We start from the raw sequence: 12,747 nt of genomic DNA, 5'->3' as shown, positions 1-12,747 counted from the left end.
TTCGCCTGGCCGTTTGGCTGCGATCGGCTCTTTGCCTTCGCTTAGCCATTCTGGTCACCCATCCGCAGGCGCAGATTCTGCAACCCGCGAAATTGAAGCTGCTTCACGGCGCCTTCGGTGCGCTTAAGTTGCTGGGCAATTTCGCGGATGCTCCTTTCCTCGGCGAAACGCAGAGTGATTACGCGGCGCTGATCCGAGGGCAGCTGGTCAACCATCCGGAACAGGCGCGCGCGGTTTTCAATTTCTTCCCAACAGGGCTCCGGGGGATCATCGGTGGGATCGAGCCGAGGTTGCCGCACGGTTTTTTGCGATCGATCCACGATCTCGTTGCTTGCGATTTTGTAGAGCCATGCCGCGAACGGAACCCCGCGCCATTCGAAACGGCCGATATTCTTGAGGGCCAAATGGAATACCTCGGAGGTCAAATCTTCGGCTTCGTGGCGGTCCCCGACGCGGCGGACGATGAAGGCATAGATGCGCTCGAAGTTGCTTTCGTAAAGGTCGGCGAAGCGGCGCGAGTCGCGCTGTGCCGCCTCGATTTGGCGGCGTTCGTCAGCCGCTTCCGGACTGACCTTTAATGCCGATGCCCTGCGCACCATCGTCTCACCGATATAAACCATCGGGCGGGGAAAAGGTTACGGCGCGAGCAACCTCCCAAACTCCGGAATTTCTCGGAAATTTCGTAAAGTGGCCTTGGGGTGGTTTGTCAGAAGAAGCCCAGAAAAGAAACTGCGCACCCCTGCCGAGCAGCTGGTCTCGCCACGCTCAGAGAGCGGGTGGGAGGCGACATGAGCCAAGCATTGCCACTGGCCCCTGCCGGTGGGAAACCAAAGGCTACGATAGCTAAATTCTAGCTACGCCAGGGTTCTACCAGAATTTTCGCATGGTGCTCCGGGGAACCCAGGTCTTCGAACGCTTGCGCTACTCCTTCCACGCCGACTTTGCCCGTGATGAGCGGGTCACCGTTGACCTTGCCTTCCGCCAGGTTGCGTAGCGTGTCGGCGAATTCCGCGGCTGAGTAACCGAGCACGAATTGGATATTCAGCTCTTTGTTGATACCGAACATTGGCTCGAAGGAGTCCTGTTCCATGCACACCCCAACCACGACCACGCGCGCGGCCGGCGCGGTCGAGGCCATGATCGAGTGAATTACCCCTGGAACCCCCACGCACTCGAAAACCACTTGTGGCCGTCGCGCAGGCCCCGGCATCCAGGGTGGCAGCGGCGGCGCGCTCTTCGGATCGCTGTATACGGCCATCTCCTTCCAACTCTCGAACGGAGATCGCTGTTTGGGATCGGTCACCACGTCGGCACCCATCCCTTGCGCGAGCTCGCGACGGCGCGGTGAGAAATCTGCCGCGATTATGGGATGCTGGCCCTTGAGCTTGAGTGCCGAGATCACCGAGAGGCCGACGGGACCGCATCCGATCACCAGCGGCACGTCACCCTTTTGAAGGCGTGCTTTTTCGACCGCGTGATAGCCAACCGCCATCGGCTCGGTGAGCGCGGCCCGCTCGGTGGAGAGGCCGTTGGGGACTTCCAGGAGCAGGCCTTCAGTTAGTCGCATCAACTCGCCGTAGCCGCCGGGATTTTCATTGGAGTAACCGACCGTCTCGACACCGGTCGGGCGAATCAGCACCGGCATCGCGCATGCGCGCTGTCCGGCTTTGAAATGTTTTTGAGTGTTGGGTCCAAAGTCGACGATCTCGACGCAGAACTCGTGGCCCATCACGATGTCGCGCTGCAAATCCATCACGAACGCACCGCCGGAGCGCCGCGCACCTTCGACCAGCTTTTCGGCGTGTTTGAGCGTGTGCAGGTCGGAGCCGCAAATTCCGCAGGCCAGGGTTTTTGCCAGCACCTCGCCCGGGCCGGGGGTAGGGACGGGAATATCGTCAACGACGAGCCGTTTGTTTCGCATTATGGCAGCACGCATGGTTCAACCCTCCACTCGAATCCGAGCTACTGTAGCATCCGCTTCCCTCCCCTTGTCCAAGGGAGGCGTCGGGGAGGTAATGCACTTCTTCGCAGCGTTCGGTGGCTTGGCAAAACCGGCTCACCAAAATCCCTGGATTTAGTCTTCGCCGGGCATTTCTGAACGAGCGTATGCCCAAGGGAGTGGGCCCGGCTCCAGCTCGCGAGCATCTTTTCGGCACGGCCGCGGGTTGAGCGGATTTCCGAAAGCGAGTTGGCGCGCCACGTTCCCGTGACCTCGGGCGGGCGCGGGAACTCGGTTTACCGCGGTAAAAAGGTACCTCGCAGCTTTACGGTCGCCGCTGCCACCCACGTGACCAGTGGCCGTCGTGGACTCTAGACCAGACCGGCTTGCGGAATGGGCGCTTGAAGCCCTCGGCCGGATAGCCCATCGGGATAAGCGCGATGAGCTGGTAGAGGTCCGGCACCCCGAGCAGCGCTCTGGTTTCGGCTTCGTGCGGCGAGAGCATCGTGGTCATCGCGGTGCCCACGCCAAGCGCACGCGCCGCGAGCATCATCAGCTCGATCGCAGGGAACACCGAACCATAGGTGGCACCGAAGTTGGTCAGGTCTTCGGGACTGCCGCGCACCACCCGCATCTTCGGGCGATCCAGGAAGACCACCACATGAACCGGCACAATCGCCAGCGATGCGGAAAATTCATCCCCCACGCGCAACGCCTTCTGCGCGCGGACCGAAAGCGTGGCGCGCCCGCGGATGATCGCGCTGTCTTTGTAGGGCACCCAGGCGAGCTCGTAGAGCTTCTGAATCTCACGGCGGGCGCCAGGATCGCGCACGATTACGAATTCCCACGGCTGGGCGTTGGAGCCCGAGGGCGCCATGTTGGCAGTTTCGAGAATTCGTTCGATGGTTGTTGGATCGAGTGAACGATCCGAAAATCGCCGGACCGTCGGCATGGTGGTCGCAACTTCGAAGAAGTCCATTCCTGTCCTATTAGAGGCTGCCGGCCGCAGCATGGGGCACTCGGTCGCGGCGCTCCGGTTCAAAGCTTCGCCTTCACGCGATTCCCTCTATATCGGCGAGGGCGGAAAGACTCGGTCACTCCGCATCTTTTGCCGTGGTAGATCTGCAATTCTTCCCGCCAGAGCAAGTCGCAATCCGTCTAGCCCAGCTCCAGCGGGAGATCGCCGCGCGGTTCGACGCGGCCGACGATGGCAGCGTCGGTGCATTCTGCCCTATGCAGTTCCGCGAGCATCGCGACGGATTGTGACTCGGGTACCGAAATCAAGAGTCCGCCCGAGGTTTGCGGGTCGAAAGCCAGCGCGACCATCTCCTCCGACACTTCATCGGAGACTTTCACGTGCGGCGCGTAGTACTCGCGATTGCGGGTGCCGCCGCCGGGAATCATTCCGGCGCGCACCTGTTCCAGCGCACCCTGCAGAAGAGGCAGGTCCGATTCCTCGAATACCAGGGTGATATTGCTGCCGTCGGCCATCTTGAAGGCGTGACCCAGCAGGCCAAAGCCGGTCACGTCGGTGGCCGCGTGCACCTCGTGGTTCAGCATGATCGTCGCGGCACCTGCATTCAGCTGCACCATCGAATTGACGGCGCTGGTGTAATGCTCAGGGTTGAGCGCATCGCGTTTGAACGCGGTCATCAGAACCCCGGTGCCCAGAGCCTTGGTCAGGAGCAGCGCGTCGCCCACTCGGGCGCCGACGTTGCGCACTATCCGGCGCGGATCGATCACGCCCGTCACCGCCATCCCGAATTTGACCTCCTCGTCGGCGACGCTGTGCCCGCCCACCACAACCACGCCCGCTTCCCGTGCCTTCTCGGAACCGCCGCGCAAAACCTCGGCCAGCATCTCGCGCGGCAGTCCCGTTTGTGGCCAGCAGACGATGTTCAAAGCACTCACCGGTCGACCGCCCATCGCGTAGACATCGGAGAGCGCGTTGGCCGCAGAAATCTGCCCGTAAGTGTACGGGTCGTCGACGACCGGCGTGAAGAAATCGACCGTACTGACTATGGCCAGGTCGTCGCGCAAACGAAACACTCCGGCGTCGTCGCCGGTAGAGATGCCGACGAGCAAATCAGGATGGCTCGGCAGGTCAAGCCGCGCCAGTACATCTGCAAGGTCCGCCGGACCGAGCTTGCCGGCTCAACCTGCGGCTTTGCAGCGTGCCGTCAAGCGCACCAACTCGGTGCGCGACGGATTGTTGTCCTTGTCCCTGGCCATTACCCTGCTATTTTCGCCCATCGAGAACCCCAAGTCAGCCCATGCGAGCGCGCAGCCGCCGCTGGTCCCCGACGCGGGTCGTCACCCCACTGTGATCAAAATGGTCCAGCAGCGCGATCGCAAATTTGCGCGATGCGCCTAGTAGATCGCGGTAAGTCGCCGCAGTGATTTCGGTATGCGTGCCCAAATACTCGACCAGTCGCCGGCGGGCCGCATCCAGGGCGGTCCGGCCGAAGTAAAGCTCCGTAGCAATCTTGACGACCCGCCCCTCGCGTTCCATCGCGGCAAGCACGGTGCGGAGTTGCGCCGCAGCCCGGGGCGTCAGCCCGAGCTGCTCGGCTAGTTGCTTCAAGTCGGGCGGTTGAAACTCCGCGCGACTCAGCGCCTCTTCCACCCGCGCGCCGAGCTCCCCAGCGTCGCCGCCCAGTTTGACCTTGTGACTTTTCAGACGCAGCAGGCTCTCTTCGCGAACGATTTCGGCCTCGCGCCCGATACGGTCGATGATCGCGCGAAACGCTCGCGCGCTTACTTCATAGGGCAATCGAGTCCGCAGCGATTCCATTTCGAGTCCCGCAGAGAGCGGCGCCCCCTGGTGATGTGCATCCAGGGTGGCGAGGGTAAATTTTTTAATCTCCTCCCACTTGGAGCGGGTGGTGAAACCTTCCTCATCACCCATCGAGAGCTTGATAAACCGGGCATCGGATACCACACCTTCGATCTCCGCGAGCGGACGATTCATCAGGCAGGCGAGGCGGCCGGTGGGCAGGGCGAGACTTTCCTGGAGGTTGAGCAATGCCTCCACCGCCTCTGCGCCCTGCGATCCGCGGATGGTGGTCAGGCGGTCGCGATACTCGGCCAGCGGTTTGCGCGAGCGGCGCGCGATCGGGTTCAGGACGACTCCTCCGCCCAGGGTGCGGACATTGGTTTCATCGCGAATGACAAACCGATCGCCGAATAAAAGCACCGCCGGTTGTTCGGTAACGATTTGCACCAGCCCGCGTTCCTTGGGCGGCAACTCGTCGCGCTCCTCAAGCAGAATCACGCGACCCAGAATCTCGCTGGTCCCGACAAACAGGCGCAGGCGCGAATGGTTCTTGAGCGGGCGCTTGGCGGCGGGACGAATTTCCAGCCACGCGTCGAAGCGCGAGGTGGTGAAGTCCAACCGCTCATCCGCCAGCACATGCCCGCGCCGGAGTTCCATCCGCTCCGGCCCGGCAAGGTTCAGCGCCACCCGCTGGCAACGTCCGGCGCTCGGTACCGACTCTGAATGGACCTGGACCCCACGCACGCGGACCTCTTCGCCGCCCGGCAGGACGCGCAACTTCTGCCCGACGCGGACCTCCGCGCCCATCGCGGTGCCGGTTACAATGGTGCCGTGGCCCTTGATCGCAAAGGCGCGGTCTAACGGCAAGCGAAAGACCCCGGTTGCGCGGCGCGCATCGAAGCCAACCAGCTGACGTGCCATCTCGCTGCGAAGTTCCTCGAGTCCTGCGCCGGTAAGCGACGAGACCGCGATGGTCGGTGCGGCAGCCAGCTGGGTACCGTCCGCCAGCAGCTCGATTTCGTCGCGTACTTCCTTGAGTCGATCCGCATTTACCAGGTCGGCCTTGGTGACCACGAAGATGCCGCGGCTCACGCCGAGCAGGTGGAGGATGTCGAGATGCTCCTCGCTCTGCGGCATGACGCCATCGTCGGCAGCCACAGTAAACAGGACCAGATCGATTCCATGGGCACCGGCGAGCATATTGCGAATGAACCGCTCGTGCCCGGGAACGTCGATAACTCCCGCGCGGGTACCGTCGGGCAGTGTGAAAAAGGCGAACCCGAGATCGATTGAAATTCCGCGCTCTTGCTCTTCCTTGAGACGATCGGTCTCCTGACCGGTGAGCGCGCGAATGAGCGCGGTCTTGCCGTGGTCGATGTGACCGGCAGTGCCAATGATCGCGTGGGCCACAGCAGATGGCATCAAGTGAAGCTTATCGCGGCCGAGCGAAATTGGAGAAATGGTCGTGCTCGTTGGGCGTGCAACGCGCGACTGCCTCCTCGCCCTAAAGGAAGGCTCGCGAACCGGTTCCCGCAGGGTAAGCCTCTGCCGCCGTGAGTCCATCGAGACCTTGGTGCTCCGCGCTCGGCATTGGTTCGATTTGAAGGTCGAAGCGCGGCGTTAATTGTCGAGCCGCATCCCAAGAGACAATCCCAAGTCAGCGAGGATCGCTTTGATCTCATTGAGCGACTTGTGGCCAAAGTTCCTGATCTCCAGCAGTTCCTGTTCAGTGCACTGCACCAGCTCGCCAACATATTTGATATCGGCGCTTCGCAATCCGTGAGACGTACGCACCGAAAGCGACAATCCCTCGACTGGGCGAAGAAAGATCTCGTTCATCGGCATGGGCGCGATCTTATCCCTGAACCAGTTATCTCTGGCAAAGAGGGCCAACGCCCCGCGCTCGGACGCTTCGCCTGTGATCTTCGAACCGTGTAGACTTCCGTGTTTCGAGGTGGTTTAGGCTTGAAGACCGGGATTATCGGTGCGCGCGGGGCAGGCAAATCGACGGTCTTTCACGCGCTGACGGGATTGACGCCGATTCCGGGAACGGCGGAAGGCAAAGCTCGCGCGCGGCCGGGACAGATCAAGGTAGCCGATCCACGGCTGGATTTTCTGGAAACGACCTACGGGTCCAAAAAGAAGGTTCCGGTCGAGCTTACCGTGCTCGACTTTGCACCCAATCCGAAAGAGCAGAAGGAGGGCGCCGCGCTCGACGTCAGCCTGATTCCGCTGATTCGCGACCTCGACGCGCTACTCATCGTGGTCGCGCAATTTGGCGGGCTGAATCGGGACCTCATGCCGACGGTCGAGAGTATCGAGAGTGAGCTGGTCTTCGCCGATTTCGATCAGGCCGAGCGCCGGATGGAGCGGATCAAGAAGGATCGCAGTGCGAGCGATTTTGAAAAAGCCGCGCTGGAGAAGGTCATCAAGTGGCTGGAAGAGGGAAAGCCCCTGCGGCTGATGGAGCTTTCGTCGCAGGAGTTGCAGACCTTTGCGAGCTTCGGCTTTCTGTCCCGCAAGCCGGCGCTCGCCGTCGTAAACTGCGAGATGGAGGCTGCGGCCTCCGCACTCACGAAGGCCGAACTCGACGCCATCCACGCGCGCGGCCTCGAAGTGTTCTGCCTGGCCGCCGCATTTGAGTCGGAGCTATGGGAGCTCGACGCGGCGGGACAAAGCGAGATGTTGCGTGAAGCAGGCCTGGAGGCGCCGGCCCGCGATCGTCTGATCACGGCGCTGTATGAGCATCTGGGGTTGATAACCTTCTACACCGCGGGCGAGCCAGAGGCACATGGTTGGTCGCTGCGGCGCGGAGAAACCGCGCTGGCAGCCGCCTCGGAAATTCATACTGACATCGCACGCGGATTCATCCGCGCCGAAGTGGTCAGCTATGAAGACTTCGCAGTGCTCAAGTCGGATGCCAAGGTCAAGGAGGCGGGAAAACTGCGGCTGGAGGGCAAAGACTACGTGATGCGCGATGGCGATATTATTCACATTCGCTTCAAAGTCTAGCCTTGAGCGATCCCACTCCTGACCCTACCCGCTTCGCGACGCGAGCGGGAGCAGGCCCAAAGGGGGCAGACGGTTCACCCGTCTATTATTGAAAACACTCACGCGGGTCTGATTTAACCTCTGTTGTGCACCGCGGGCGAGGCGCACGGCGATTCGCCGCGACCTGCGGGCCGACACCACATGAACGAGCACGTCACCCGACAGATCCTCTGGAACATCCCGGTACCTTTCATCGTCCTGATGTACGCGCTGCTGGTTGTACTGTTCGCCTGCTACGCATGGGCGGGGGTCAAGTGGTTCAGGATGATCCGGCTGGGGACCGCCGAGAACCGCCTCGACCAGCTTCCACAGCGGGTCTTTCTTGCCCTGCGCGACGCGTTTGGTCAGGGCTACGTGGTGCGCGAGTCGTGGGGGTGGATGCACTATGCATTCTACGTCGGCTTCGTTGGATTATTCATCGGCACCACCATCGTTCTGATCAACAGCGACCTGCGTGAATTTCTCGCGCTGTTCGGTCTGAATCTCTACTTCTACTACGGCGACTTTTATCTGGTGTTCAAAGCCGCGATGGACACCTTCTTCCTGATGCTAATCCTGGGCGTGCTGGCAGAGGGTGCGCGGCGCCGGGTTCGTAAGCCCAGCATCCTTAGTCCCACGCCGCCCGAGAAGGTCAACAACAACTTGGAGAATCGGCTTGGCTACTGGTTCCCCATGACGATGATGGTCCTGGTCGCGATTTCGGGCCTAATGCTGGAAGGCGCACGCATCAACGCGGCCCATCCTGAGTTCACCGAATGGGCTTACGTGGGTCGCATCATCGGCAGAATCGAGGGGGGTCTGGGCGCGGGCCCCACGTACCATCGATGGCTCTGGATGGTGCATGTGTTGTTGGTCTACGTGCTGCTGGCGTGTTTCGCCTTCACCAAGTTGCGGCACCTGGTTTTAGGGCCGCTTAATCTGTTCTTTCGCAACCTCGGTCCGCGCGGCCGCCTGGCGCCCATCAAAGATTTCGAAAGTGCCGAGACCTTCGGCGTTTCGCAGGTGGAGCAGTACACCTGGAAGCAGTTGCTGGACATGTCGGCGTGCCTCGAATGTGGGCGCTGCACGATCAATTGCCCGACGGTGAACACCGGCAAGGTACTCAACCCGAAATTTCTGGTTATCGAGCAACGCGAACACCTGTTGCAAAAGGCGCCCATCCTGCTCGCCGCACGGGCGGCGACGGCCAACGGCACTGGCGTCGAGGCGCAGGCGTGGAACGGCCCCGACATGATCACCCAGGTCGCGACGGAAGCCGCGGTATGGGGCTGCACCTCGTGTGGATGGTGCGAAGAAGGATGCCCGGTCGGCATCGAGCATATCCAGCGCATCGTCGATATGCGTCGCTACCAGGTCCTGATGGAGAGCAAGTTCCCGACCGAAGCGACCAGCGCGTTCAAGGGAATCGAAAACCAGGGTAATCCCTGGGGTCTGGCGGCCGAAAAGCGGGCCGACTGGGCGCAAGGGCTTGAGATTCCGGAGCTGGCAGAGGTCGAAAACCCCGCGGACCTGGACGTGCTGTACTGGGTCGGATGCGCGGGATCGTACGACGAGCGTAATCAAAAGGTGTCGCGGGCGTTTGCTTCGCTGATGAAGCAGGCGGGAGTGCGCTTCGGAATTCTCGGCAAAGAGGAGATGTGTACGGGAGACCCGGCGCGGCGGCTCGGCAACGAGTACCTCTATGCCACGGTGGTGCAGCAGAATGTTGAGACGTTAAATCGTTACAAGCCGCGGCGCATCGTCACGCAGTGCCCCCACTGCTTTCACAATCTCAAGAACGAATATCCGGATTTCGGCGGTGATTATAACGTCATGCACGAGGCGGAATTTTTCGCCGAGCTGGTGCGAGCGGGGCGCCTGAAACCCAAGGAAGTGTTGCGCGCGCGCGTAACCTATCACGATCCCTGCTACATGGCGCGACACAATCGCCAATGGGATGGCGCGCGAGAGGCACTGCGTGCGATTCCCGGTGCGGAAGTCGTAGACGTCGATCAGTCGAAGAATCGCACCTTCTGCTGCGGTGCGGGCGGCGGGTGCTTCTGGAAGGAAGAACACGAAGGGACCCGCATCAATCAGAAGCGTTTCGATCAGCTGAGCGAGGCGAAACCGGAGTGCGTCGCGGTAGGATGCCCGTTCTGCATGACCATGATCGAGGACGCGGTGAAGTCGCGTTCGCTGGAAGAATCGGTGCGGGTTCGCGACCTCGCCGAGCTCATGGCCGAAGCAACCGGGGCGCAAAAGAAGTAAGGGAACGGACAGAAATCCAAAGCTGGTGCAGATGAGGCTGCCGGGTTCTGCAAAAAGCTGCGAATGCATTCCGATGGGTTTGGAACTTCATCCTTATAATCGCGGGTTTGAGTGGACGCGGGTGCGAGGGCCGTTTCGGCGCATCACGCAGGCGCAGGCGGATTCCTTCAACCGGCGCGGGTTCTTCGTGTTGGAAGACGCGCTCGATTCGGAGATGGTCGCCCGCGCCGTCGACGCCATCCGGCCGTGGGAAGCGAAAGTGGAGGCGTCGCTTCGGGCTACCCCGGGCCGGCGGATGTTTATCGCCGAGGCCGAAGGAATCAGCTTCACGGTCCATCTGGTGAAGCGCTCGCAGGTGCTGCGCGAGCTTTCGGCGGCGCCGGTTTTCGCGGACCTTTGCTGCGACTTGATTGGTTCCAACGTGCGCCTTTATTGGGACCAAGCGGTCTACAAGAAGCCCGAGTATGAGAAGCCGTTCCCGTGGCATCAGGACAATGGCTACACCTATATCGAGCCGCAGGCGTATCTGACCTGTTGGGTCGCATTGACCGATGCGACGGAACGGAACGGCTGCCCGTGGGTAGTACCGGGCGGGCATCTGCGGGGAACCCTAAGGCATCACCTGACCGAGCTCGGATGGGTGTGCCGTGACGAGGATGGGCCGGAGGCTATTCCGGCGCCGGTGCACGCCGGAGGTGCGGTGGTGTTTTCTTCGCTGATGCCGCATCGAACCGGACCCAACCTCACGCGGGAGGTACGCCAGGCGTACATCCTGCAATATGCGCCCGATGGGGCGCGCGTCGTGGAATCTAACGCGCCGTGCAACGCGCCCGACCGCCAATACTTCGTGGTGCGGGGCGGCGCGCGCGTTGCGCCCCCACTGCTCTGATTCAAATATCTGCAGCCTGTTTTCCGGAAACCTGGCGCCACGGGGCTGCGGTCTTCGCCGCGATTATTTCTTCAAGTCCGCGAGAAACTCCACCAGCGCAGCGTTTACTTCGAGCGGCTTCTCCTGTTGGGTCCAATGCCCCGCGCCCTTGACCAGCACCGTTCTGCGCAGGTTGGGGACCCATTCTTTCATGCCTTCGGCCATCTCCGGACGCAGGACTACATCGAGCTCGGCGGTAATCATCAGCGCCGGCTGATTGATGCGTTGTGGCAGGCCCGCGCTGTCTTCCCAGTTCTGGTCGATATTGCGGTACCAATTGAGACCACCGCGAAAGCCGGTTCTGGTGAACGCGCGCACGAAGACCTCGAAATCCTCGTCGGTGAGAAATTTGCCGTACGGACGATCGGGAAGGCGGTCGAGGAGGCCGCCGCCGGCTGCGCCAAACACGCCGGGCGGCGCAGCACGCATTGCGGCGGGGTCAAGCTTGGGCGGGTCCTGGTAGAAGCCGCGCAGCGCGCGCGACACGTCGCGCTCAAGTTCGGCCTCTGCAACCCCGGGAGTCTGGAAATAAAGAACGTAGTGAAAATTGCCCCCGGCCATCTGCCGCATCAGGTCGGTCGGTTTCAGCGCGGCGCGCGGCAGGAAAGGCGTGTTGATGCCGATGACGCGCTGGATGCGATCGGGGTACATTAGCGCCGCGTTCCACGCGGTCATCCCGCCCCAATCGTGACCCACGATGGTGCAGGTGCGGAGGCCAAGCGCATCGAGCATGCCGATGATGTCGGCGATGATCAGCTTCTGGCTATACGCGGCGATCGGTCCCGGACAATCGGTCTCACCGTAGCCGCGCTGGTCGGGTGCGATCGCACGGAACCCGGCCTCGGCGAGCGCTTTAATCTGATGCCGCCACGAGTACCAGACTTCCGGGAAGCCGTGGCACATCACGACCGGGGTACCCTGGCCGGACTCAGTCACGTGCATTTTGATACCGTTGGTCTTTACGAAGTGATGGGTGATTTCGGGCATCTCAGTCCTCCCTCCCTGCAGGCCACCCAAATCATGCGTAAATCGGACCCGTGAAACCAGCGTGGTCGATTCCGTAATCGGTCCTGATTGGGTTCGACAAAAGTACCAGGGCATGCAGTTGCGCTCCGCGGAGAGCTTCCCGGGATAAAAGCTGAATGAAAGCCTCTTGATCTGCGTCGTTGCGTTGGCGTTCGCTAAGATAGACCTTGTGGACTATACACGGTTTGACATTCCTCGATGGTCCGCCTTATTCTCGACTGCTAACCCTAAATACACATCGAAGAAGGGCGGAGGTGCCCACCATGAGCCGTGATTTTGAATTCAAAGCGCTACTGCGCGCATACCGAAGCGGAGTTATCACCCAGCAGACTTTCGAGAGCGAGATCGCGATGCTCGAGAATGGCGCCAAACCGGCCAACGGCAACGGGGCCGGGTTCAAGGCATTCGGCCGCACCTATAAGAACGAGCGCGATGCTATAGTGAGCTTTATCGACAAAGTCCGTGCGGGCGAGGCGAACGGCGGACAGGCGTTCGCCGCTTGGGCGGAAGTCTGCACGACCGATTGCATCAAGACCGGCATCCGCATGATCGCCGAGCGCGAGGCCTATCATTCGCGCATCTTCGCGAAGCGGCTTGCCGAACTGGGCGGCCAACCGCGAGCCGAGAACACCGAAGACGGGCGCAAGTTCACGGCCTATCTTGGCGACCCAAACATCGCGGACAACGTGAAGCTGCTCAAGTTTGTCGAGCGCGTGGGTAAGCCCGAAGAGGCGATCAAACCGATCTGCGATTTCGCCGCGCTCATCAAGGAGGACCTGG

The 12,747-nt window shown here is 61.4% G+C and carries 10 protein-coding genes and 1 pseudogene; 4 read left to right on the top strand and 7 right to left on the bottom strand.

The window, feature by feature from the left end; genetic code table 11:
- Nucleotides 1-41: 41 nt before the first annotated feature.
- From VGI36_03215 to VGI36_03190, 6 genes and pseudogenes are all read right to left on the bottom strand, one after another.
- The gene (locus tag VGI36_03215; GenBank protein HEY2484127.1) at nucleotides 42-599 is read right to left on the bottom strand and encodes a sigma-70 family RNA polymerase sigma factor; all 558 of its coding nucleotides are present in this window, start codon (nucleotides 597-599) and stop codon (nucleotides 42-44) included.
- Between the two features lie 251 nt (nucleotides 600-850).
- The gene (locus VGI36_03210) at nucleotides 851-1,936 is read right to left on the bottom strand and encodes a zinc-binding dehydrogenase (protein ID HEY2484126.1); all 1,086 of its coding nucleotides are present in this window, start codon (nucleotides 1,934-1,936) and stop codon (nucleotides 851-853) included.
- Nucleotides 1,937-2,264: 328 nt separating this feature from the next.
- On the bottom strand, nucleotides 2,265-2,918 hold the full coding sequence (locus tag VGI36_03205) for a nitroreductase family protein (protein ID HEY2484125.1): 654 nt from the start codon (nucleotides 2,916-2,918) through the stop codon (nucleotides 2,265-2,267).
- Between the two features lie 179 nt (nucleotides 2,919-3,097).
- Nucleotides 3,098-4,087: pseudogene (gene selD, locus VGI36_03200) on the bottom strand (selenide, water dikinase SelD).
- A 118-nt stretch (nucleotides 4,088-4,205) separates the two neighbouring features.
- Nucleotides 4,206-6,137, bottom strand: a complete 1,932-nt coding sequence (gene selB / locus VGI36_03195; protein HEY2484124.1) for a selenocysteine-specific translation elongation factor — start codon at nucleotides 6,135-6,137, stop codon at nucleotides 4,206-4,208.
- Between the two features lie 198 nt (nucleotides 6,138-6,335).
- The gene (locus tag VGI36_03190) at nucleotides 6,336-6,560 is read right to left on the bottom strand and encodes a DNA-directed RNA polymerase subunit alpha C-terminal domain-containing protein (GenBank protein HEY2484123.1); all 225 of its coding nucleotides are present in this window, start codon (nucleotides 6,558-6,560) and stop codon (nucleotides 6,336-6,338) included.
- A gap of 120 nt (nucleotides 6,561-6,680) precedes the next feature.
- Here VGI36_03190 and VGI36_03185 point away from each other — a divergent pair, with 120 nt between their 5' ends.
- The 3 genes from VGI36_03185 to VGI36_03175 all read left to right on the top strand — a co-directional run bounded on the left by VGI36_03185 (nucleotide 6,681) and on the right by VGI36_03175 (nucleotide 10,902).
- Nucleotides 6,681-7,727, top strand: coding sequence for a DUF933 domain-containing protein (locus VGI36_03185; GenBank protein HEY2484122.1), 1,047 nt, complete (start codon nucleotides 6,681-6,683; stop codon nucleotides 7,725-7,727).
- A gap of 180 nt (nucleotides 7,728-7,907) precedes the next feature.
- Entirely contained in the window at nucleotides 7,908-10,013 is a 2,106-nt protein-coding gene (locus tag VGI36_03180) for a (Fe-S)-binding protein (protein ID HEY2484121.1), read from the top strand.
- Nucleotides 10,014-10,086: 73 nt separating this feature from the next.
- Nucleotides 10,087-10,902 (top strand): phytanoyl-CoA dioxygenase family protein, encoded by an 816-nt coding sequence (locus VGI36_03175; protein ID HEY2484120.1) that lies wholly within the window; start codon nucleotides 10,087-10,089, stop codon nucleotides 10,900-10,902.
- A gap of 63 nt (nucleotides 10,903-10,965) precedes the next feature.
- Here the strand turns inward: VGI36_03175 and VGI36_03170 are convergent, their stop codons facing one another.
- Nucleotides 10,966-11,928, bottom strand: a complete 963-nt coding sequence (locus tag VGI36_03170; protein HEY2484119.1) for an alpha/beta hydrolase — start codon at nucleotides 11,926-11,928, stop codon at nucleotides 10,966-10,968.
- Between the two features lie 302 nt (nucleotides 11,929-12,230).
- Here VGI36_03170 and VGI36_03165 point away from each other — a divergent pair.
- Nucleotides 12,231-12,747: hypothetical protein (locus VGI36_03165; GenBank protein ID HEY2484118.1), on the top strand; the 517-nt coding region annotated here is incomplete at its 3' end.

The organism is Candidatus Binataceae bacterium (assembly GCA_036495685.1).
GTDB lineage: Bacteria > Desulfobacterota > Binatia > Binatales > Binataceae > JAFAHS01.
Note: the sequence above shows the minus strand (reverse complement) of the source record. Positions and strands in the feature narration are given on the sequence as shown.

What these genes read in the sequence shown, in the direction of transcription:
- VGI36_03215 (HEY2484127.1), bottom strand. Translation starts at nt 599, where the DNA reads ATGGTGCGCAGGGCATCGGCATTAAAGGTCAGTCCGGAAGCGGCTGAC.
- VGI36_03210 (HEY2484126.1), bottom strand. Translation starts at nt 1,936, where the DNA reads ATGCGTGCTGCCATAATGCGAAACAAACGGCTCGTCGTTGACGATATT.
- VGI36_03205 (HEY2484125.1), bottom strand. Translation starts at nt 2,918, where the DNA reads ATGGACTTCTTCGAAGTTGCGACCACCATGCCGACGGTCCGGCGATTT.
- selB (HEY2484124.1), bottom strand. Translation starts at nt 6,137, where the DNA reads ATGCCATCTGCTGTGGCCCACGCGATCATTGGCACTGCCGGTCACATC.
- VGI36_03190 (HEY2484123.1), bottom strand. Translation starts at nt 6,560, where the DNA reads ATGCCGATGAACGAGATCTTTCTTCGCCCAGTCGAGGGATTGTCGCTT.
- VGI36_03180 (HEY2484121.1), top strand. Translation starts at nt 7,908, where the DNA reads ATGAACGAGCACGTCACCCGACAGATCCTCTGGAACATCCCGGTACCT.
- VGI36_03175 (HEY2484120.1), top strand. Translation starts at nt 10,087, where the DNA reads ATGGGTTTGGAACTTCATCCTTATAATCGCGGGTTTGAGTGGACGCGG.
- VGI36_03170 (HEY2484119.1), bottom strand. Translation starts at nt 11,928, where the DNA reads ATGCCCGAAATCACCCATCACTTCGTAAAGACCAACGGTATCAAAATG.